The 20,520-nt window shown below is 40.7% G+C and carries 23 protein-coding genes; 1 reads left to right on the top strand and 22 read right to left on the bottom strand.

What is annotated here, in order from left to right:
• Positions 1 to 100 precede the first annotated feature (100 nt).
• From JK635_RS18510 to JK635_RS18445, 14 genes are all read right to left on the bottom strand, one after another.
• Positions 101 to 1,297: a pyridoxal phosphate-dependent aminotransferase gene (locus JK635_RS18510; protein WP_374049118.1), complete on the bottom strand. Its 1,197-nt coding sequence runs from the start codon at positions 1,295 to 1,297 to the stop codon at positions 101 to 103.
• A 27-nt stretch (positions 1,298 to 1,324) separates the two neighbouring features.
• Positions 1,325 to 1,795, bottom strand: a complete 471-nt coding sequence (locus JK635_RS18505; RefSeq protein ID WP_202655419.1) for a cell wall elongation regulator TseB-like domain-containing protein — start codon at positions 1,793 to 1,795, stop codon at positions 1,325 to 1,327.
• Positions 1,796 to 1,903: 108 nt separating this feature from the next.
• Entirely contained in the window at positions 1,904 to 2,749 is an 846-nt protein-coding gene (locus JK635_RS18500) for a ComEC/Rec2 family competence protein (RefSeq protein WP_202655418.1), read from the bottom strand.
• Between the two features lie 48 nt (positions 2,750 to 2,797).
• Complete coding sequence (dinG, locus tag JK635_RS18495; RefSeq protein WP_202655417.1) at positions 2,798 to 5,602, bottom strand: ATP-dependent DNA helicase DinG; 2,805 nt, start codon at positions 5,600 to 5,602, stop codon at positions 2,798 to 2,800.
• A gap of 120 nt (positions 5,603 to 5,722) precedes the next feature.
• Positions 5,723 to 6,106, bottom strand: a complete 384-nt coding sequence (gene panD, locus JK635_RS18490) for an aspartate 1-decarboxylase (RefSeq protein ID WP_202655416.1) — start codon at positions 6,104 to 6,106, stop codon at positions 5,723 to 5,725.
• 19 nt (positions 6,107 to 6,125) lie between these two features.
• A complete protein-coding gene (panC, locus tag JK635_RS18485; protein WP_202655415.1) occupies positions 6,126 to 6,974 on the bottom strand; it encodes a pantoate--beta-alanine ligase in 849 nt (282 codons plus the stop codon).
• Entirely contained in the window at positions 6,971 to 7,807 is an 837-nt protein-coding gene (gene panB / locus JK635_RS18480) for a 3-methyl-2-oxobutanoate hydroxymethyltransferase (RefSeq protein WP_202655414.1), read from the bottom strand. The genes panC and panB overlap by 4 nt, the downstream gene beginning before the upstream one ends.
• Before the next feature lie 376 nt (positions 7,808 to 8,183).
• Positions 8,184 to 9,161: a biotin--[acetyl-CoA-carboxylase] ligase gene (locus JK635_RS18475; RefSeq protein WP_202655413.1), complete on the bottom strand. Its 978-nt coding sequence runs from the start codon at positions 9,159 to 9,161 to the stop codon at positions 8,184 to 8,186.
• Positions 9,146 to 10,348 (bottom strand): CCA tRNA nucleotidyltransferase, encoded by a 1,203-nt coding sequence (locus JK635_RS18470; protein WP_202655412.1) that lies wholly within the window; start codon positions 10,346 to 10,348, stop codon positions 9,146 to 9,148. The genes JK635_RS18475 and JK635_RS18470 overlap by 16 nt, the downstream gene beginning before the upstream one ends.
• Positions 10,349 to 10,357: 9 nt before the next feature.
• Positions 10,358 to 11,485 carry an N-acetyl-alpha-D-glucosaminyl L-malate synthase BshA gene (gene bshA, locus JK635_RS18465; protein ID WP_202655411.1) on the bottom strand — a complete coding sequence of 376 codons (1,128 nt, stop codon included), beginning with the start codon at positions 11,483 to 11,485 and terminating at the stop codon, positions 10,358 to 10,360.
• A 3-nt stretch (positions 11,486 to 11,488) separates the two neighbouring features.
• Positions 11,489 to 12,199 (bottom strand): bacillithiol biosynthesis deacetylase BshB1, encoded by a 711-nt coding sequence (gene bshB1, locus JK635_RS18460; RefSeq protein WP_202655410.1) that lies wholly within the window; start codon positions 12,197 to 12,199, stop codon positions 11,489 to 11,491.
• Positions 12,189 to 12,608, bottom strand: a complete 420-nt coding sequence (mgsA, locus tag JK635_RS18455) for a methylglyoxal synthase (RefSeq protein ID WP_202655409.1) — start codon at positions 12,606 to 12,608, stop codon at positions 12,189 to 12,191. The genes bshB1 and mgsA overlap by 11 nt, the downstream gene beginning before the upstream one ends.
• A gap of 11 nt (positions 12,609 to 12,619) precedes the next feature.
• The gene (dapB, locus tag JK635_RS18450) at positions 12,620 to 13,423 is read right to left on the bottom strand and encodes a 4-hydroxy-tetrahydrodipicolinate reductase (RefSeq protein ID WP_202655408.1); all 804 of its coding nucleotides are present in this window, start codon (positions 13,421 to 13,423) and stop codon (positions 12,620 to 12,622) included.
• Between the two features lie 14 nt (positions 13,424 to 13,437).
• Entirely contained in the window at positions 13,438 to 13,755 is a 318-nt protein-coding gene (locus JK635_RS18445; protein ID WP_202655447.1) for a nucleotide pyrophosphohydrolase, read from the bottom strand.
• Between the two features lie 222 nt (positions 13,756 to 13,977).
• On the opposite strand from JK635_RS18445, the gene JK635_RS18440 reads away from it, so the two are divergent.
• A complete protein-coding gene (locus tag JK635_RS18440; protein ID WP_202655407.1) occupies positions 13,978 to 14,850 on the top strand; it encodes a YitT family protein in 873 nt (290 codons plus the stop codon).
• Between the two features lie 57 nt (positions 14,851 to 14,907).
• Here the strand turns inward: JK635_RS18440 and JK635_RS18435 are convergent, their stop codons facing one another.
• From JK635_RS18435 to JK635_RS18400, 8 genes are all read right to left on the bottom strand, one after another.
• On the bottom strand, positions 14,908 to 15,585 hold the full coding sequence (locus JK635_RS18435; protein WP_202655406.1) for a zinc metallopeptidase: 678 nt from the start codon (positions 15,583 to 15,585) through the stop codon (positions 14,908 to 14,910).
• A gap of 58 nt (positions 15,586 to 15,643) precedes the next feature.
• Positions 15,644 to 16,438, bottom strand: a complete 795-nt coding sequence (ypjB, locus tag JK635_RS18430; RefSeq protein WP_202655405.1) for a sporulation protein YpjB — start codon at positions 16,436 to 16,438, stop codon at positions 15,644 to 15,646.
• A gap of 77 nt (positions 16,439 to 16,515) precedes the next feature.
• The gene (gene lhaT / locus JK635_RS18425; protein ID WP_202655404.1) at positions 16,516 to 17,109 is read right to left on the bottom strand and encodes a lipoprotein heptaprenylglyceryl N-acetyltransferase LhaT; all 594 of its coding nucleotides are present in this window, start codon (positions 17,107 to 17,109) and stop codon (positions 16,516 to 16,518) included.
• 99 nt (positions 17,110 to 17,208) lie between these two features.
• Positions 17,209 to 17,979 carry a menaquinol-cytochrome c reductase cytochrome b/c subunit gene (locus JK635_RS18420; protein ID WP_202655403.1) on the bottom strand — a complete coding sequence of 257 codons (771 nt, stop codon included), beginning with the start codon at positions 17,977 to 17,979 and terminating at the stop codon, positions 17,209 to 17,211.
• A 64-nt stretch (positions 17,980 to 18,043) separates the two neighbouring features.
• Complete coding sequence (qcrB, locus tag JK635_RS18415; protein ID WP_202655402.1) at positions 18,044 to 18,718, bottom strand: menaquinol-cytochrome c reductase cytochrome b subunit; 675 nt, start codon at positions 18,716 to 18,718, stop codon at positions 18,044 to 18,046.
• A gap of 3 nt (positions 18,719 to 18,721) precedes the next feature.
• A complete protein-coding gene (locus JK635_RS18410; protein WP_306792967.1) occupies positions 18,722 to 19,228 on the bottom strand; it encodes a QcrA and Rieske domain-containing protein in 507 nt (168 codons plus the stop codon).
• A gap of 139 nt (positions 19,229 to 19,367) precedes the next feature.
• Positions 19,368 to 19,832: a YpiF family protein gene (locus JK635_RS18405; protein WP_202655401.1), complete on the bottom strand. Its 465-nt coding sequence runs from the start codon at positions 19,830 to 19,832 to the stop codon at positions 19,368 to 19,370.
• A gap of 113 nt (positions 19,833 to 19,945) precedes the next feature.
• Positions 19,946 to 20,494, bottom strand: a complete 549-nt coding sequence (locus JK635_RS18400; protein WP_202655400.1) for a ReoY family proteolytic degradation factor — start codon at positions 20,492 to 20,494, stop codon at positions 19,946 to 19,948.
• Positions 20,495 to 20,520: the final 26 nt, after the last annotated feature.

Raw genomic sequence — 20,520 nt, 5'->3', positions numbered from 1 at the left:
TCTTAATCAGTATATCATGAACGATTACTCCCAGTAAGACCCGAAGGGCATCCAGCTTTGGAAAAGGAAAACAAACAGCCTGCATTCCGCAGGCTGTAGATTATTTTGCATGACTCTTTGCTTCCACAAATTCCTTTATTCTGGCAATAGCTTTCTCTAACAGGTCAAGTGATGTTGCATAAGACAGGCGGATATTGTCTGGTGTCCCAAAACCTGAACCCGGAATGACAGCTACCTTTGCCTCAACCAGCAAGGCGGCTGCAAAATCATCGACATTTTGATAACCAGCCATTTCTGCAGCTGACTTGACATTTGGGAAGAGATAAAACGCTCCTTGCGGCTTTACGCAGGTAAAACCTGGGATAGACGTTAATTTATTATAAATAATTTCCAATCGTTGCTCAAATGCCTTGCGCATTTCCTCGACCGGCTCCTGAGGGCCATTATAGGCCGCAATTGCAGCATATTGAGCCGTAGTTGTCGGATTAGATGTACTATGGCTGGCCAGGTTCGTCATCGCTTTAATAATTGTTTCGTTGCCAGCAGCATAACCAATTCTCCATCCTGTCATCGAATGCGACTTGGAAACCCCGTTAATAATAATCGTTTGCCCTTTTAGTTCCGGAGAAAGTTGGGCAATCGAGACATGCTTGGCACCACCATAAATAAGCTTTTCATAGATTTCATCGGAAACAATAAGGATATCCTTTTTCAAGCAGACTCTTCCTAATTCTCGAAGCTCTCCTTCTGTATATATGACCCCTGTCGGATTGCTTGGTGAATTAATAATAACAGCCTTTGTTTTGTCTGTTATTGCTTGTTCCAATTGTTCCGCTGTAATTTTAAATTGATTTTCTTCTTTGCCCTCAATGAAGACGGGCACCCCACCTGCCAATTTAACTTGTTCAGGGTAACTGACCCAGTATGGGGTTGGAATAATGACTTCATCTCCGTCATTTAGCAGTACTTGAAACAAAGTATATAACACATGCTTGGCGCCATTACCAACAATGATTTCATTCGGTTGATAGGCTATCCCTTGATCAGTCTCCAACTTCCTGATAATAGCCTGCTTGAGCGCAGGTAGACCCGCTGATGGGGTATATTTGGTAAAACCCTCGTTCATCGATTCAACAGCTGCGTCCAGAATGTGCTGTGGCGTGTTAAAGTCAGGTTCTCCAGCCCCTAAACCAATCACATCTTCCCCTTGTTCTTTTAATTCTTTTGCTTTAGCGGTGATTGCCAATGTCGATGACGGTGTAAGTGACAATACCCTGTTAGCTAATCCCAACACCATTTCTTTTTCCTCCAATCTCCATCGCTGCTATAAATTTTCAATTTTTTTCAGCCATTTCCCTGTTTCAAAATCAATATAGTAATAATTTATCAGGTTATTTTGAGAACGGTAATAAATTTCCCATAAAGGAATATTTTTTTCCATTCCTAGGCGGACTGAGATAATTTTTTTAGGATTCTTTTCTTGCATCAGTTTTTGAATGGCTTCCTCTTTTGAAATGCCATCTTTCGCTTGCTTTACAATGACCTGTTTACTTTTTTCAGGAATCCAAACAATTATTTTTTTACCCTGTTTGTTTCTCCCTTCAAGCACATTTACCTGTTCTTGACCATTATAAATATGAAAGTCATCTACTTTGCTTATTTCTTCCCCTGCAAGCTTAAGGGATTTTCTTTCAGCTGCCTTAACCGGTTCCATTGAACTATAATACACCTTAAAAAAACCGGCAACAAATATTAAGACAAGAACAATCGGTATTGAAATGATCCACTTTTTCACTTTCCATCACTTCTTTATATAGTCATCTACTTCATTATTATAATAGGTTACCACAATAATAAGCTAAATCAAGCCTGTTTTAGGAGAATTTTTTCAAAAATTCTGGAGTTATTCCTCAGCGGTAACCGGGATTGTAATAACCTCAAATTTCGTTTCCGTAAACTTGATCGTAATCGTGCCGTGCCGCTTTGTATAGTAAATCTCTGACCACGTATCATTTAAATCATATAGCACGTCAGGATTGGGACCGTATTCTGCAGCAGCAAACAGCACCGATATTTGGGGATTCAGATAATGGATTAACGTCTCAGAAATCGGACTTTCTTTGGTATACTTGGGCAGCTTAAAAACATGAACATCCTTCACATTTTTCTTCAACAGTACTTGCTCCGCCCGTTCGCTGCAGGAGGTCATGAGGAAGATGCGGTGGTTAAAAAACTCCAGCATAAAATCTAAACCTTCTTGCGGTTTAACCCCTGCATATTGAACAGTAGCAGTTGCCTCAGGAAGAACCTTGGTTTTGCTTCCTTCCTGCCAATTGGTAATGGTCATTTTTGTCGTTAAGTTTTTTGCCAATTGGTCTGCCAGTTTCGTTGTTGCAATAATTTCTTCAATTTTATATTCGGAAATCAGTTCATTGATCAGCTTGTAAGAAACCTTGGTAAAATCGTTCGTCAGAATTAAGGTATTCAGCTTATCGACATTATAGCGGTTTAACCAATCTTCCAATTCAGACCTTGTCCCATTGCCGCCGGTATTTACCAATATATTGTTATCGTTAGGGCCTTGGATAAGAGTTGCTTCCCCCTCAGATAATCCTAAAAAGGAAACAGCCATTTCATGGTCCCTGACATTTACGTTTATCTTTTCTATTTGATTTGAAACGGGTGAAGCTGCCGTTACATTCGATGAGAATGAAAGAAAGACGCTTAAAACGATGAACAGGAATTTCATCAGGGCACCTCCTATACCATAATAGGATGTGCATTTTTCCATTTTTTATCAGATCCACGTATGGATAATCTGTACTAACTCATTCACAGGTCCTTTTCGTACCGATACAGGTGGAATCGATTCAAAAAAACTGTTGCCATACTTTGTCGTAATGATTCTTTTATCAAACACGACAATAATCCCTTTATCGTTTTCTGTGCGAATTAAGCGGCCAAATCCTTGTTTAAAACGGAGCACTGCTTCTGGAAGAGCATACTCTATAAACGGATTGCCGCCCCGTTCCAATATTAATTTGCTCTTCGCCTCGGTTAACGGCTCTTCCGGTGAACTAAATGGAAGCCTGACAATACATAGGCAGGATAAGTCCTCCCCGGGTATATCAATTCCCTCCCAAAAGCTGTTCGTTCCAAGCAGTATCGCCTTATCATAACGTTTAAAATTCCTCGTCAATCTAGCCGGGCTGCCACTTGAGATCCCTTGGGCCATTAGAACATAGTCGTCTAAAAAGCCGCTCTCTTTGATTAATTCATATGTCTTTTTAAGCATGTCATAGGAGGTAAAAAGAATTAACATTCTTCCTCTGGCTGCTTCAGCAATCGAAATAATCTGTTCCGCTAAAGAGATGACAAACTCATCCAACGTGACTGTGTTGATTTCCGGCAAATCTTCCGGAATTAATAGTTGCACTTGTTTCTTATAATCAAATGGAGACGGAATCAAAACTGTTTCAGTTAAAACAGGGTCCAAGCCAAGTCCTTTTAGTATGTATTGAAACGAGTGATTAACGGTTAAGGAAGCAGAGGTAACAATAACCGCTTTCTTAGCGTTGAACAAGTTCTCCTTTAACTTATCAGCGACTGTTGCCGGCTGAGCGATAAAAGTAGTAATATTTTGCGGCGAACGACTGTCGATTTCAATCCACTTGACATGATTGGATTCGCTTAAAAAACAAGCCACAACTGTTTCTCTAAGATCCGCCAATTCTGTTAAAAATAACTGGATTTCTTCAAGTTTATTTAATTGCGTACTGGTTAGGACCATACCCTCAGATATAATCCATTCAAGCCGCTCCTTAATCGCCTGCTCGAGATCCTTTAGTAAAAAGGCAATTCTTTCAGCACTATGAGATACTGCCTTTCCTTCCTTTTCATTGTTGAAGCGGAAATAAGGGACTTTGGCACGATACAAACGCTGTCCAGCGGCAAGTCTCGTATTGGCATATAAAACAAGCAGCTTAAAGAATTCATCGATTTCATACATTAAATCCAACACCAGTTGATTAAGTTCAAAGGGGGGAACAACAGCTATTTCCTTATCAGCAGCCAGCCGGTTCACAATCTCTTCCATCTGATAAAAAAGCTGTGATTGGTCGTAGGTTCCGAATTTCCCAATGAATAATCGAATACTTAAATAATCTAACGATGCTCCCAAAAATTGTGTTGCTGATTTTTCAAGATGATGTCCTTCGTCAATAATAGCATAGTCATATCGCGGCAAACTGGGTCCTTTTCCGGTCATATCACTTAACAACAAGGAATGGTTTGTAATAATGAGATCGGCCGTTGCAGCATCTCTTTTAGCCTTTAAGAAGAAATCTTTTTCTAGCCAATCTGAATTTGTTTCATAGACTGCCTGTCCATTCCTTACTTTGTCCCAAAATAGTTGCCCTCCGCTTGATAAATTTAATTCATCCTTATCCCCTGTCTCTGTCTCTGTCAACCAGACGAGAATTTGCATTTTTGTCAAGGTTGTATCATAGTTATCATTTTCATCCAATAATGTTTGGTGGAATTTCTCCAAGTTTAGATAATGGCTTCTGCCTTTGAGCAAGGCAGCCTGAATGTTAAAAGGTAAAAGCTTGTTAAGGAAAGGGATTTCCTTTCTTAACAGCTGCTCTTGCAATGGAATGGTGAAAGTACTGATAACAATTGGTCGCTTACACTGCTGCGAAAAATAAGCAGCGGGTAAAAGATATCCAAGGGATTTTCCTACTCCAGTGCCGGCCTCAATCAATAAATGCCGATCAGTTAAAAAGGCATTGTAAACGGCGTCCATCATTTGAAATTGACCAATTCGCTTCTCAAACGATTTGAAACCTTTGTGAAGGATGTTTATCTTATCCTCGTCATTTTCGGGATATGATGTATTCCTGGAGGCAACTGGAAAATCTGGTTGTGGCGATGTCTTTTTTAGGGCGATTCCTTTAAAAATCTCTATATGTTGCGGTAAAGTTATCTCCGTGCCTTCAAGAGGATCCAACATTTCATCGAGCAGCTGCTGCAAATCACTTTTTAACCCCCCAGCCAGCGGAACAAGCTGCTTAAGTGTGTGGCGAGGCAGAGTCATCAACCGGTTTAGAAAAATCAGTAGAAGTTCGGCCGTTACTTCCGCATCACTATCGGCCTGATGCGGGCGATCATGCCTTAGGTTCTCTTGTTCAGCCAAGTCTGACAGCTTATATCCGTCTGCTGTTGGATACAATATTCGAGCCAATTCTACCGTATCCAATACAGGTCCATAAAAGCCTTCATAATTAGCATTAATTAATTCCTCTTGAAGAAAGGAAAGATCAAATAAAACATTATGAGCAACAAAATAAGCACCATCTAATAAGGAGATGACTTTCGGAGCAATTTCCGAAAAAATGGGAGCATTTATGACCATTTCGTCATTAATTCCAGTTAGTTCTTCAATGAAAACCGGGATCGCTTTTTGGGGATTAATCAATGACGAGTATTGTTCCGTAATCATTCCATTTTCGATTACTACGGCAGCAAATTGAATAATTTTATCACCTTTTTTAGGAATATTCCCAGTTGTTTCCAAATCAATTACGACAAATTTATTAAACATTTCATTTACACCCCAAGACTTCGTTCCTTAAACGGTATCATAAAAAGACTAAAAAGAAAACACACTCTGTTTAACCAAAGTTTCAACGTCTTAAAAAAAATACCCCGAAACATCGGGATATTACATGATCGTAAGGGCTGGTTCGCCAGTTAATAGTTCCTTAATGCGGTTATGTTCATCCATAATTGCCACTTTTGGTTGATGAGCCGCAGCTTTTTCCTCAGGCAAGATTACATACGAGATAATAATGATTATGTCACCAGGCTGCACAAGGCGGGCTGCAGCTCCATTTAAACAAATAATCCCGCTTCCTCTTTCCCCGGGAATGATGTATGTTTCAAGCCGGGCACCATTGTTATTGTTGACAATTTGTACTTTTTCATTCGCCAGCATGCCAACAGCATCCAGTATATCTTGATCAATTGTAATACTGCCCACATAGTTTAAATTGGCTTCGGTAACAGTAGCGCGATGGATTTTCCCATTCATCATGGTGCGAAACATTGGTTTGGTCCTCCTATATTCAATCGATTTCCATAATGAGATTATCTATTAACCGAACGTGGGAAAATTTGACCGCCAATGCAAGGATGAATCGTCCTGTCAATGTTTCCAACGGTTCAAGCTCAGGATAGGAATAAATTTCAACGTAATCTATGGTCCCGTTTGTTCGGCTGATAATCATTTCCTTGACAGCATTCACGATCGTTGCCGGATCTTTTTCTCCCTGTTCTATCAGTGATTTTGCTGTCGTTAAACTTTTGTAAAGCAGTGGTGCCTGCTGTCTTTCCTCAGGGAGGAGGCGAACATTTCGTGAGCTTTTGGCAAGTCCATCCTCTTCACGGACAATATCTACAGCAACCAGTTCAACGGGAAAATTAAAATCAGCAATTAGCCCCTCAATAACCGCTACCTGCTGGGCATCCTTTTTGCCAAAATAGGCCCTTGTCGGCATCACAATATGAAATAACTTGGTTATTACGGTTGCAACACCATCAAAATGCCCGGGACGGGATCTGCCGCATAAAACCGAGGTCCGTTCCAATACAACTGCTTTAACCGATAGGTTATGAGGGTACATTTCCTCAACTGACGGATAAAACAGATAATCAACATTTTCACCTTCAGCCAAGGCACGATCCCGCTCAAAATCACGTGGATATGTGGCATAATCCTCGTTTGGACCAAATTGAATGGGATTGACAAAAATGCTTAATACGACGAGATCATTTTCCTTACGGGCATGCTTTATTAATGACAAGTGTCCTTCGTGGAGGTACCCCATTGTCGGTACAAACCCTACCGTTTTGCCGGTTTGCCTTTGTAAGCCCATTTCTGCCTGCATTTCTTTGATCGTTGTGATGACTTTCATTCCAAACCTCCGTAAAGGGCCTTTAATTCCTGTTCCTTCATCGTAAAAGAATGTTTATCTTCAGGAAATTGCTTATTTCTCACATCACGAGCATAGGCTTCAATTGACTCAACCATAATTGGATGGACGGAGTGATATTGTTTTACAAACTTCGGCACCCGTTCCACTCCGTAGCCTAAAATATCATGATATACAAGGACTTGCCCATCGACATTCATTCCTGCACCAATACCTATCACGGGAATGGAAAGAGATTTTGCCACCTCAGCGGCAAGTTGTTTTGGCACACATTCCAACACAAGGGCAAACGCTCCGGCAGCTTCACATTTTTTTGCATCTTCGATTAATTTTTTTGCTGCCTGTACGTCTTTTCCTTGAACTTTATAGCCGCCCAAAACACCAACAGATTGCGGTGTTAACCCTAAATGAGAACATACAGGGATTCCTGCCTTTGTTAAAGCAGCAATTTTTTCAATGACCTCATCTGCCCCTTCCAACTTAACGGCATGTGCTCCTGTTTCTTGAATGATTCTTCCAGCGTTGATCAACGTATCTCTAATTGATAAATGATAACTGAGAAACGGCATATCGACGACAATAAACGTGTCCTTTGCCCCCCGTTTTACCGCCTTGGCATGATGAATCATGTCCTCAAGTGTTACGGACACGGTAGAATTGTAGCCTAAAACCACCATCCCTAGAGAATCGCCAACGAGAATGACGTCCACTCCTGCCTGCTCTGCTTGCTTGGCAGACGGAAAATCGTAGGCCGTCACCATGACAATCCTTTCATCCATTTCCTTCATTTTCAGAAAATCTGTTGTTTGCTTCATCTTTTCCCTCCTGTTCTATTGGGAGAGGTGATAAAACGACTAGAAGAGACGACAATTAGAAAAGCGCAAGCGCCTCGGTCATCCCCGACAAGCAAATGTTCTTCGACCTTAAAAGTCTGCTTTTCGACTTTTTAGGTCGAAGGTTATTTGACCTCGAGGGGATAGGCGCTGGAGCTAGACAAAAAAATCCTTCTGAAGGCAGAAGGATCCTGTACTCTTTTATTTGTTCCATCCCTCTGTCCCGGTCCGATTAACGGATCTAGGCAGAACCTTTAAATTAGTTTTGTATGAGCAAAGCAGGTGCAGTTCTCAAAAAGATACTGCCCAAGAAAATTGTACAAAAAATACAAGTAGCATGCAAGAATAATGTGCATGATTAAAGTTCAATATCAGCCGAGTAAACATGATGAATCGTCCCGGACGCATCTTCTATTTTTAATACACCCTCTTCGGTAATTCCCAAAGCCTTTCCTTCGATCACTTCTGTTAAAGTTCTCGCTTTAAGAATTTTTCCAATACTGATTGCATAGCTTTCCCATAATAATTTAATTGGGAAAAACCCTTTATCTAAATAGAGCAGGTATAATTTTTCAAAGTGCTTAAAAATACTTCTGATCATTTCTGCCCGGGAAACTGGAGTCCCTTTTTCAATCAAAAGAGAGCTGGCCTTTTCTTGAAGTTCTCTTGGAAAGTCCTCTTTCTTCTGATTAACATTAATGCCAATCCCGATGATGATTGAATGAATCCGATCGGCTTCCGCTTGTAATTCGGTTAAGATCCCGGTGATTTTCCTTCCCTGAATCAAAACATCGTTGGGCCATTTGATTTCCGCCGTAATCCCGGTTATTTCTTCAATTGCCTGGACGATGGCAACTGCTGTTAAAAGGGTTAATTGCGGTGCCTTTGAAAGGGGGATATTCGGCCTAAGAATAAGACTCATCCAAATCCCGGTATATTTTGGCGAATGCCAGTTTCGATTCATTCTTCCTCTACCGGACCTTTGTTCGTCAGCAATGACAACCGTCCCCTCGGGAACGTTTTTTGCTGCCAGTTGATGAGCAATCTTTTGTGTTGATTCTACGCTTTCTTCATAATGGATATTTTTTCCAATAAAACAAGTCGTTAGTCCGAGCATTATTTCATCAGCCGTTAACTTTTCCGGTGTTTTGACGATCCGATAACCCTTTTTTCTAACTGCCTCTAATTCAAAGCCTTCTTTTCTTAATTCCTCAATATGCTTCCATACTGCCGTCCTGGAACAGCCGACAAGCTCGGCTAAACGTTGTCCCGATAAATAAGACTCACCGGCATTCGTGAAGGCATCAAGCAGTTGTTTTCTTAATTCTGACTGCATGCCATCAGCCACTCCTTAATCTTTCGTTTTTCATTTACAACTTTCCCGGCTAGAATCGCCTTTTCAATTGATACCAGCTGTTCTTTTATCCAAGGGCCCCCGCTAGCTTGAAACCATTCCATTAAGTCATTTCCTGTTACTGCGAGATCCTTGCTGTCTTTTATCGGAAGGCTCTGATAGTAATCAAGCAATGGGGGAATCGTATTTTTTTCGTTTTGCCCGCTGATGGCGAGATACAACTTTTCAACAGATTCTATCACGGCAGCACTTCCGGCCTTATACAAATCAAAAACCGACCATTCCTGTTGCAGTCTCTTTTTCAAATAACCTAAAATTCGCTTTATATCGTTTATTTCTTTAATAGAAAGCCGCCAATCCCTTAAAAAGGGTTCAGTTACATGTTCACTTAACTGTAAACAGTAAACAAGCAAAGACCACATTTCAGTTTTCTTAAAGCCGGCGCAATCATAGTTCATCATTGTGGCAAGCTGCTGTTTACGGTTTTGTAACCCCGGTAAAAAAGCAAAGAGATTGGTTTCCAGCATAATCGCAATTGCCTCTTTCCAATTTTCACCAACTAACATTTTTTCAAACTCGGTTTTTTTTCGCTCGACAGCAATTTTTTCCAACAAGGGGGCAAGTTCTTTTAATGCCGCCATTGTATTTTCAGCGATATGAAAAGAGAGCTGACTGACAAAACGGACCGCTCTCATCATTCTTAGGGCATCCTCGCTGAAGCGGTCTCTGGCTTGGCCAACTGTTTGGATTCGTTTTTCTTTTATCGCCAATTGTCCTTGGTACGGATCAATTAATTTTCCCGTTCGATCCATTGCCATTGCGTTTATCGTAAAATCCCTGCGCTTAAGATCTTCAGTTAAACTGCGGATAAAGGAAACCTGTTTTGGTCTGCGAAAATCCTGATATTCTCCTTCTGATCTAAAGGTGGTTACCTCATAGGATTTCTGACCATATAAAACCAGAACGGTCCCATGCTCAATCCCAATGTCAACCGTCTTTGAGAAAATTGTTTTTACCTCGTCGGGTGTTGCCGAAGTGGCAATATCGACGTCACTAATTTGTTTGTGAAGTAAATAATCTCGGACGGAGCCGCCGACAAAAAAAGCCTCGTAGCCCGCATCCTCTAGCCGCTTTAATACAGGTATCGCTGATAAAAAGGGTTCTTTCATATTTTTCACCTAATTTAGTAATCGAAAATATAATTCCTCGTATTGTTGTACAATTGCTTCCGACTTAAACTTTGTCTCTGCCAATTTGATCGATTGATGGGAAAATTGTTGATGGAGTTGTGAATCTTCTAATAAGGAAATCGCTTTATTTGCAATATCCGAAATATTTCCAAGTTCGCATATAAATCCCGTCTCGCCATCTTGAATTACCTCCGGGATGCCGCCGATATTCGTTCCAATACATGGAACGCCACAGGCCATCGCCTCTAAAAGGACAAGACCAAAGCTTTCTTTTTGTGATAATAGTAACATTAAATCACTAATCGAGTACAACTCCTCAAGGTTTTCTTGTTTACCGAGAAAAATTACTTGGTCTTCCAAAGCAAGTTGTCTGACCAGCTTGCAAATAACCGTCATCTCCGGTCCATCACCAACAAGCAGTAATTTCGCCGGCATAATGCTGGAGATTTTCGCAAATGTTTTGACAACATCCTGGACACGTTTTACTGCGCGAAAATTGGAAACATGAATGATCACTTTCTCATTCTCTTTTATGCCAAATTCCGACTTTAAATGCTGAGCGTCGGTTTTCCGATAAACACGATCATCAATAAAATTATAGACTGTTTCAATTTGTTTATCGGGATTAATGAGCTCATATGTCTGATTGACTAAGGCATTGGAGACGGCAGTTACAGCATCTGATTTCTCAATTCCGAATTTAATGGCATCGGTTAATGAAGGGTCATGGCCTAACACCGAGATATCGGTGCCGTGCAACGTGGTTACGATTTTAACATCTCGGCCCGCCATTTGTTTGGCCAGGATTGCACATACTGCATGAGGCATGGCATAATGCACATGAAGCACATCCAATTTTTCCCGATTAATTACCTCCGCCATTTTGCTTGCTAAGGCAATATCATAAGGCGGGTACTGAAAAACAGAGTATTGATTTACTTCAACCTGATGGTAATAAATATTATGATAAATCTTGTTGAGACGGAAGGGGATGCTTGATGAAATAAAGTGAATTTCATGGCCTTTTTCAGCAAGCATTTTTCCTAATTCTGTTGCGACAACACCTGAACCCCCAACGGTGGGGTAACAGGTAATGCCAATCTTTAATTTCCTCATTCTTTATTCTCCTAACAAATCACGCTTCAAAAGAAGGGGTACTTTCGTTTTGAAGCCTTCAGCATAAGTTACATTCACTAATTGTCCAAACATTCTTTCCCTTGCCTCTACCGTTTCAATGTATCCATTGACAAGCGGGGTATTAAAACTCTCTTTTGTCATTTCAAACTGACTTTGATAAGCCCTAAGCGCTGCAAGCTTTGTATCGATAAATGCGGAAATATCTACGATAAAATCAGGCTGGTGAAAGCCATTAATCATATAAAAATAGACTCTCTCAACCTTGTGAGGCTCATTACACCCTTCTGTCTGATATTTTTTGATACCGGCTGAAAATACGGCCTCCTCAACCAGGCGAGTACAATTCCCATGGTCAGGGTGCCGGTCTTGGTAATAGGGTGCAAACACAATTTTAGGCTTGTGTATTCGAATCATTTTGGCGATTTCATTTATATAAGCTTCTTTTAATAATAGGCCGCGATCAGGAAAACCTAGTGATGTTCGGAAACAAAGCCCCAATATCTCGGCGGCTTTTGCAGCCTCTTCTTTCCTTAAGCGTACATTTCCATTTGAGGAAAGATCAGCATCGGTTAAATCACAAATCCCGGCCCGCTTTCCTTCGTTTGTTAATTTGGCTATCGTTCCGCCCATACCAATTTCCACATCATCTGGATGGGCCCCAAACGCTAAAATATGTAATGAGCTATCTTCCATCTGCCTCACCATTCTCTCTGGCGATTTTTCTCCAATCCATCAGGCCCTTATCCATGCCTCTGATTAACAGCTCAGCACTGCCCATATTTGTAGCCAGCGGTACCGAATAAACATCGCAAAGACGAATGAGTGCTGAGACGTCCGGTTCATGCGGTTGGGCCGTTAACGGATCACGAAAAAAGAAAACGGCATCCATTTGATTCTTGGCAATCATCGCGCCGATTTCCTGATCGCCGCCAAGCGGGCCGGATTGGTAACGGGTAATTGATAAACCGGTAGCCTCACTAATTCTTAAGCCTGTGGTTCCCGTTGCAAATAGGTTATGCTTGGCAAAAATTTGCTGGTATGCGGTAACGAACTGAACTAAATCATTCTTTTTACGGTCATGGGCGATTAAAGCAATATTCATGAGTATAGCTCCTAATCTAAAATATTTTCTAATCCATAAACAAAGCCATTATGCTTCATGACGGTTTCCACCGCAACTTTAACGCCGGACATAAAGGATGCACGGTTAAAGGAGTCATGGCGAATCGTTAGTGATTGCCCATCTGAACCAAACATGACTTGTTGATGGGCAATTAGTCCCGGCAGCCTTACCGAATGAATATGCATTCCATCGTATTCCGCTCCGCGCGCACCTTGGATGGTTTCCTTTTCATTGGGATGCCCCTGTTTTTTTGCCTCTCTAACAGCAGCAATCATTTCAGCCGTTTTAACTGCGGTTCCTGAAGGAGCATCAAGCTTTTTGTCATGGTGCATTTCAACAATTTCTACATCCTGGAAATATTTTGCTGCCAGTTGGGAAAATTTCATCATAAGGACAGCGCCAATGGCAAAGTTGGGAGCAATGATACAGCCTAATTCCTTTTGTTTACAAAGCTCTTCAAACTCTTGTAATTCTTCTTTTGAAAACCCTGTTGTCCCAACTACCGGACGAACATTATAGTTTAATGCTGTTCTAACATGGTGCGGCCCGGCTTCAGGTGTCGTTAAATCAATTAGGACATCTGCCTCAATCTTTTGCAGGCAGATGTCAATATCTGTATAGATGGGGACATTGGCAATGGATTGAAATCCTTCCAAATCACTTAACATCATCCCATCAAATTTATGATCTAAAACAGCTGTGAGTTCAAAATGCTCTGTATTTGTTACCAGGTTTACTGCCTCGCGCCCCATTCGACCACGAGGTCCGGCAATAATTATTTTTATTGGATTCATCTTCTTCACTCCAATCATTCTTGCTCAATTCTTGTCCAGCGGTTTTTATCCCTTGTATTAAATTTATTCATGACATAATCGTGGGCGGTTTCCAAATCAATATGTAATGAATTAGCAAAACAAATAAGTACAAATAATAAATCTCCAAGCTCTTCCTCCATCGCTTTTTCCGTTTCACTGGACTTTTTTGGCTTTTCACCATAATAATGGTTGACTTCTCTGGCGAGTTCTCCAAGTTCTTCGGTCAATCTGGCAAGCATGGCAAGTGGGCTAAAATATCCCTCTTTAAATTGACTAATGTATGTATCAACTTCTTTCTGTAAGTCTTTCATTGTTTTTGCGGCTGCCAATTAATCTCACCCCTCTTTTATCCATTCTTAACTACTACATTCAGCGGTGCTTATTTTCTATTTTTTATGTTAGCTAAATTAAGTCTGTTTTACAAATGATTTTACCTATTACGACATTTTCCACAGCAGATTATTTTGGTAAACTATATTCGTTATCTTTGATTTATTCTAGAATTTTTAAAATTTGGGAGGGGTGAATGTTTCATGATCTTTGGACTTAAGCTAAAAAGTATTTTGTTCATTTTTTTGGGCACAGCCATTATGGCTTTTGGTCTGGTAAATTTTAATATGCAAAATAAACTAGCCGAAGGCGGCTTCACCGGTATTACGCTGATTCTATATTTCTTGTTTCACTGGGATCCGTCCTATACGAACCTGCTGTTAAATATTCCTCTGTTTTTAATCGGCTGGAAGATTCTAGGTCGTAATACCTTTTTATATACCATTATTGGCACTGTAGGAGTTTCTATTTTCCTTTGGATCTTCCAGCGCTATTCGATCAATATGCCGCTCCAGCACGACTTAACCTTAGCTGCTTTATTTGCCGGAGTCTTTGCCGGCATTGGTTTAGGGATTATTTTTCGGTTTGGCGGTACGACTGGAGGCGTCGATATTATTGCCAGACTTGTTCAGAAGTATTTCGGCTGGAATATGGGTAAAACCATGTTCCTATTCGATGCCTGTGTGATTACACTTTCATTGTTTACCTACTTAAAATATAAACAAGCAATGTATACGCTGGTTGCCGTCTTTGTTGCCGCACGAGTGATAGATTTCATTCAGGAAGGTGCCTATACTGCCCGCGGTGCAATGATTATTTCGAAGCAAAACGAACAAATCGCCGAAAAAATTATGGAAGAGATGGGCCGTGGTGTAACTGCACTTAGAGGCTACGGTTCATATACAAAAAAAGAAACCGACGTTTTATATTGTGTTGTCGCAAAAAATGAAATTATGAGGCTAAAAAATATCATTACTTCCGTTGACCCGCATGCCTTTATATCGATCTCCGTTGTCCATGATGTCCATGGCGAAGGTTTCACCCTTGATGAAAACAAAATGCCAATCCAACACTAAAGGCAATGTCGATCGTCGACATTGCCTTTTAATTGTCCAGCGCTTGCGCTTTTCTTGTTAATCATCGCTTCGATTCATGCCTGTGTATATGAGGACAAGCCTTAACAATTCAAGAACCGCCACCGCCGCAGCAGCGACATAGGTAAGCGCCGCAGCATTCAATACTTTCCTGGCTTCACGCTCTTCCCGGTTAGAAATGAGCCCCAAGGAAACTACCTGATCCATTGCCCGGCTGGATGCGTTAAACTCAACAGGGAGGGTGACGATTTGAAATAGAACAGCTGCAGCCATAAAAATAATCCCAAGTAACAGCATATTTGTGGCATCGGCTAAAAGTCCGATCATAATTAAGATCCATGATACATTGGAGCCAAAGTTGGCTACAGGTACTAATGCAGAGCGAAAACGTAAAAAAACGTATCCATGTGAATCTTGAATTGCATGTCCGCATTCATGTGCTGCCACTGCAGCTGCCGCAATTGAATGACCATGGAAATTTTCTGGTGACAATCTAACCGTTTTCGACCGCGGATCATAATGGTCGCTTAAAAACCCGCGCCCTTCTTCAACACCAACATCATACAAGCCATTGGCATTTAATATTTCTCTTGCTACTTCAGCGCCGCTTCGATAAGAGGCGGATCGGACCTGTGAATATTTTGCAAAGGTACTTTTTACTCTCATTTGTGCCCATAGAGGAATTAATACGATGATCGCAAAATATAATAGGTACATAATTTTACACTCCTAACCAGCTTCTTAGACAATATTGTAGTTAAGCTAATTAGATGCGTCAATCTTTATGCTTTTCCCGAGCATTTTTCTTTATTTCTTTCTCCCCTTGGTATTTTCTCCAGCCAACATATGACAAGGTCATGATAATAATGCTGCCAGTGGAAATAATCACCCACCATAATGAAGGATCGGCTTCATCGTTTTCAATATTGGCAAACAGATTTTTCATGTCCGTATCAAGCTTTTCCAATTCAGTCTGTTTTTCCTTGCTTGTCAAAATAGCTGAACGGTACTCATCAATATATTTGATGCGGGCATCTAATCTTTGTATATTCTCTGCCGGTACATCGATTTTCATACTTGGGTAAATCATGTTATACAATGATAGGAAGGTATTATAGCTTGTATGAAATTGGGAACGATCACCATTAACGGCAGCAACTTTTGCCTCAGTAAGCGCGGTCATAATTTGGGTTTCCATTTCCGTCCACAACGGTTGGTGGCTTGTAACAATGGCATCAATAACAAGTCTGAATTTGGTAAGCCTGTTAATTCGTTCTTCATGATTCATCGTCGGGCTTACGGCCGCTTCCATTGCTTCATCATGAGAAGTGTTAATAATTCTTACCTCATCCATCGTTAACGGCTGCGCCTTGCCCGATACGCTGGTAAATTGGTCGGAAAAGTAATCAAGTAATTTTTTGGCATCACCATATCTATGATACTTCACCATTTGGAGTGCTTCATCAGAAATATCATCCAATTTCTCCATTGGTGTTTGTACCTCAGCAATTACTGTTATGGGAGTGAGCATTAAGATGATTGCAACTAAATAAAGCCATTTTCCTTTCATAACAGTCCCCCCTTTCATTACTAATAAAATGTATGAAAGGGTGGACAAGGTTAGACCAATTTTTACTTCCTGTATGACTATTTTATTTCCAGTTTAAAGCGTGACGGTCGAAGCGCTACAAAATAAGCAAGCCCAAGCGAGAAATTGGAAAGCCAGAAAGTAAAATAACCGATTTGTGGCATATATTGATCAAGCATATGATACCTTGGCATCATGAAAAAAACGTAATCAATCACATCATTATGTAATGTCCAAATGGCTGTGATGATTAAGTGCCACCATTTAAAGCGGTAAAACGGGGCAAATAAAACGCCTTCTACAGCCATGGCAAAATGAGAGAATATTAGCATAAACCCAACCGGGTCCAGTTCGTCCTGAACAAAATATACTAAAATATTCATCACAACAGCCCAAATGCCGTATTTAAATAAAGTCACAATTGCTAAAGCCTCCAATAATGGCCAGTTCCTTTTTAATAAAAAAGCAATCAGAACGAAGACAAAAAAGAGGCTGGCAGTCGGACTATCAGGTACAAATGGCAGGAAAATTGCTGACGTCTCCTTTAACTGCCACCCATACCAATAATATCCGTAGACGGTTCCAGCAATATTAATAATCAGCAATACGATTAACAACGGCCGATTAGCCAAAAGAGGATAAATCCAGCGCACAGGAACACCTCGATCCCTTGTAAATTCGGAAAAATTTTATCCTTTCCTAGTAGCTAAAAAAGCTGACGAACTTCGTCAGCTTTTAGAAGAGTCAATTGATTACTTGCCAAGTCCGGAAATGAATTCAGAGAGTTTTTTCAACTCTTCGTCGCTTCCTTTGAAAACTCCGGCAGGCATTGTTTTAAAGCCATTTTTGGCAATTTTGGCAATTTCATCAGCAGATAAACCTGTTTTGGTTAATGCAGGTGCAGCTGGTCCGCCTTGTAAGCTGTCGCCGTGGCAAGTAATACAGGTATTCGCTTTGGCGATTTGATATCCTTCGCTTGTCTTATCAATATCAACTTTTTCGACAATTTTTCCTTGGCGCTCTGCAGCTGCCCAGTCATGTGTAGCAACCGATTGCCAGGTTAAAAATGTGATCGCTGCCAAGGCAAGCAACATAAATCCAGTCGCTAAAGGACGCTTGCTTGGACGGCGTTCTGGCCCGCGGTCGATAAAGGGAGCTAATAATAAGCCGCCAAAAACAAGTCCAGGAATAATTATGGCTCCAATAACTGTATAAGGTCCAGACGCATAGCTGTATTTGAGCAATTGGTACAAGAATAAGAAATACCAGTCTGGCAACGGGATATAGCTTGTATCTGTAGGGTCCGCAATTCTTTCAAGCGGAGCCGGGTGGGCAACTGTTAAACATAAGATTCCGACAAGGAATACTGCTCCAACCATCCATTCTTTCAAAAGGAAGTTTGGCCAGAAGGCTTCTGTCTTACCTGGATATTCCGAGTAATCTTTTGGAAGTTTCTTTTCTCTTGCCTCAGGTGCTAATATACGTGAGTCACCGACAAACTTTAAACCTTTACCGCGATGCATCGAGCAATCCCCTCCTTTTTCTATAAAAATTAGAAAAAATCACTAATTTACTGTCTAAAAAGAATCATAGTGGTCCGGAAATACCTTGTTTCCGAATCATGATAAAGTGTGCTGCGAGCAATCCAAACAACACTGCCGGTAAGAAGAATACGTGAATCGCAAAGAAACGGGTTAACGTCTGTGCCCCGACAATATGTTCATGACCGGCTAGCAGTACTTTCACGTACGAACCAATGAACGGAGTGGACTCAGCAATCTGTAAGCCTACTTTCGTTGCAAACAGCGCTTTCATATCCCAAGGCAGCAGATATCCAGTAAAACCTAATCCAAGCATAACAAAGAAAATTAATACTCCGACAATCCAGTTTAATTCACGAGGCTTTTTATAAGCACCTTGGAAGAATACGCGCAGTGTATGTAAAAACATCATTACAAGTACTAAACTTGCTCCCCAGTGATGCATTCCGCGTACGATTTTTCCAAATGCAACTTCATTTTGCAGATAATAAACGGATTCCCAGGCGTTTTTAATATCCGGTACATAGTACATCGTTAAAAACATTCCGGAAAGAATCTGAATTACCGTGACAAAGAATGTCATTCCACCAAAGCAATATACAAACGCGGAAAAATGGTGCGCCGGGTTAACATGCTCTGGTACTTCATGATCCGCGATATCGCGCCACAAAGGCGTAATATCTAAACGCTCATCTACCCAATCGTAAAGTTTGTTTAACAATGATTACGCCTCCTTCCGTGGTTTAGCTTTTCCTAAATAAAGATAACCGTCTTTTTCTTTAAATGGGTACACGTCCAATGGAGCCAAAGGCGGTGTACCTGGAACGTTGGTACCATCTTTTGTGTAACGTCCATAGTGACATGGACAGAAGAATTGATCCGGATGTGCCTTATCAGACCCCCAGTTAACTGTACATCCCAAATGTTTACAAACTGGCGACAACGCGATAATTTTTCCTGCATCATCCTTGTAAACCCAAGCAGATTCTGTTACGTCTGACTCGTACCATGCATCTTTCTGCTTATAGGTAAAGTCAACGCGAACCGGTTCATTAGTTAAATCAGCTACCTTTTGTTTGGTTGCAACAAACTCCCCCGCTGCTTCTGCTTTTAATACAGGATCAACAGCAAATCTAACCATTGGCATTAAAATCCCTGCCGCCATAAATCCGCCTACACCCGTTAGAGTGTAACTCAAGAACTGACGTCTTGAAACGCGATCTTTACTCATGCTTATCCCCCCTCCATTCATGAAGTTAAGTCCACGGACTAATTTTATACACTTGTAAAACTAGGACATAACAATGATATATCAATCTTTCAACAAGGTCAATATCATACTATTTTAAAAAATTTTAATATACAACGTTTTAATCATTTTTATGCCACTTTTGGGTAAAAATCGTTATGATTTGTTTTACTTGACTATCAATCATCGTTAATTTCTGTGAATCATTCATATGCTCCAGCGGGATCGACGGAAGCCAAATGAGCGTACCATTTAACTCATCCTCCCGGCTTCGCCATTCAAGATCGGAAGTGACATAGAAAATATGTTTGAAGCCGCTGGCAACTATACTATCTTCCCATTTATGTATATCTGACAGAATGTTATCCCATTGTTCACTATCAAGGTATGTAAAAGGCGGAAACAACAAAATTCTACCGGTAAATTGTTTTTCTAAATAAGCAGTTAATAATGTGATAAACTCTACTGCAGCAGCTGATTGCTTCATCCCTTCCCCAAGCGAAACCGGGTATAAAGGCACTACAGCGGTATCCACATACTCTTTGGCAGTTAAGTATGTTTCAACATCTTGAGATATCCATTTCATTTTTTACACCAACCTTTTTCTTCAATACCCCAATCGTACCATTAATCCTCAAACATTTAAACAAATTGTAACATAAAATGAAAAAAGAAAGTCTGCTTAATGCAAACTTCCTTCTATTCTGACCGTGGTAATCTTTTTAATCTATCTGTTAAAGTTTGAAAGGCTTCGCGGTCTTGACGGTCAAGAGCCTCATCAATTAATTGCAGCAGCTTTTCCCGCTGGAACCGTTCAATGCTCTTTTCTAACATTTGTTCAGCAGCCTTGCCGTCCTTCTCATTTACTTGCAAATGTTTTGGAACATATGGATTTTCCTCAAGCACTGCTACATACTGATGGGCCTGGTTAGAGGCATGAAAATTTAACTGAATGTAAATATCTTCATCCCGATTTAACCGGATATCATGAAAAGATTTCTCCGCATCTGTGGTCATTACATTTTCTTTGTAAAAACGAAATGGCACCTTATCGACACAATGTGTTGACATTATCAGGCCGCGGGGACAATATTGTGCCTGCTCCACAAAATGAACCTTTTCCATCAGCTGATCATGACTCATTAAATAATTGAGAATCCAGACACATTCTCTTCTCTTTAATTGGTAATGATTTAGAAACCAGCGAATAAAATCTTTCTTCTCGTTGACAGAAACAGGGGTTGTCATCGGCATTTCCCTCCTCTGCATATTCA

The organism is Neobacillus paridis, from assembly GCF_016765675.1.
Lineage (GTDB): Bacteria > Bacillota > Bacilli > Bacillales > Cytobacillaceae > Neobacillus > Neobacillus paridis.
Note: the sequence above shows the minus strand (reverse complement) of the source record. Positions and strands in the feature narration are given on the sequence as shown.

Excerpts from the sequence above, each read along its gene's own strand:
- bshA (WP_202655411.1), bottom strand. The coding sequence starts at position 11,485 with ATGAGGAAATTAAAGATTGGCATTACCTGTTACCCCACCGTTGGGGGT.
- panD (WP_202655416.1), bottom strand. The coding sequence starts at position 6,106 with ATGTTTCGCACCATGATGAATGGGAAAATCCATCGCGCTACTGTTACC.
- ypjB (WP_202655405.1), bottom strand. The coding sequence starts at position 16,438 with ATGAAAGGAAAATGGCTTTATTTAGTTGCAATCATCTTAATGCTCACT.
- JK635_RS18500 (WP_202655418.1), bottom strand. The coding sequence starts at position 2,749 with ATGAAATTCCTGTTCATCGTTTTAAGCGTCTTTCTTTCATTCTCATCG.
- JK635_RS18470 (WP_202655412.1), bottom strand. The coding sequence starts at position 10,348 with ATGAAAGAACCCTTTTTATCAGCGATACCTGTATTAAAGCGGCTAGAG.
- mgsA (WP_202655409.1), bottom strand. The coding sequence starts at position 12,608 with ATGAATATTGCTTTAATCGCCCATGACCGTAAAAAGAATGATTTAGTT.
- JK635_RS18445 (WP_202655447.1), bottom strand. The coding sequence starts at position 13,755 with ATGAAAGACTTACAGAAAGAAGTTGATACATACATTAGTCAATTTAAA.
- JK635_RS18475 (WP_202655413.1), bottom strand. The coding sequence starts at position 9,161 with ATGCAGTCAGAATTAAGAAAACAACTGCTTGATGCCTTCACGAATGCC.
- bshB1 (WP_202655410.1), bottom strand. The coding sequence starts at position 12,199 with ATGGAAGATAGCTCATTACATATTTTAGCGTTTGGGGCCCATCCAGAT.
- JK635_RS18435 (WP_202655406.1), bottom strand. The coding sequence starts at position 15,585 with ATGTACCTATTATATTTTGCGATCATCGTATTAATTCCTCTATGGGCA.
- panB (WP_202655414.1), bottom strand. The coding sequence starts at position 7,807 with ATGAAGCAAACAACAGATTTTCTGAAAATGAAGGAAATGGATGAAAGG.
- dinG (WP_202655417.1), bottom strand. The coding sequence starts at position 5,602 with ATGTTTAATAAATTTGTCGTAATTGATTTGGAAACAACTGGGAATATT.
- JK635_RS18400 (WP_202655400.1), bottom strand. The coding sequence starts at position 20,494 with ATGACAACCCCTGTTTCTGTCAACGAGAAGAAAGATTTTATTCGCTGG.
- panC (WP_202655415.1), bottom strand. The coding sequence starts at position 6,974 with ATGAAAGTCATCACAACGATCAAAGAAATGCAGGCAGAAATGGGCTTA.
- JK635_RS18510 (WP_374049118.1), bottom strand. The coding sequence starts at position 1,297 with ATGGTGTTGGGATTAGCTAACAGGGTATTGTCACTTACACCGTCATCG.
- JK635_RS18420 (WP_202655403.1), bottom strand. The coding sequence starts at position 17,979 with ATGCATCGCGGTAAAGGTTTAAAGTTTGTCGGTGACTCACGTATATTA.
- JK635_RS18410 (WP_306792967.1), bottom strand. The coding sequence starts at position 19,228 with ATGAGTAAAGATCGCGTTTCAAGACGTCAGTTCTTGAGTTACACTCTA.
- dapB (WP_202655408.1), bottom strand. The coding sequence starts at position 13,423 with ATGAATCCAATAAAAATAATTATTGCCGGACCTCGTGGTCGAATGGGG.
- JK635_RS18440 (WP_202655407.1), top strand. The coding sequence starts at position 13,978 with ATGATCTTTGGACTTAAGCTAAAAAGTATTTTGTTCATTTTTTTGGGC.
- JK635_RS18405 (WP_202655401.1), bottom strand. The coding sequence starts at position 19,832 with ATGAAATGGATATCTCAAGATGTTGAAACATACTTAACTGCCAAAGAG.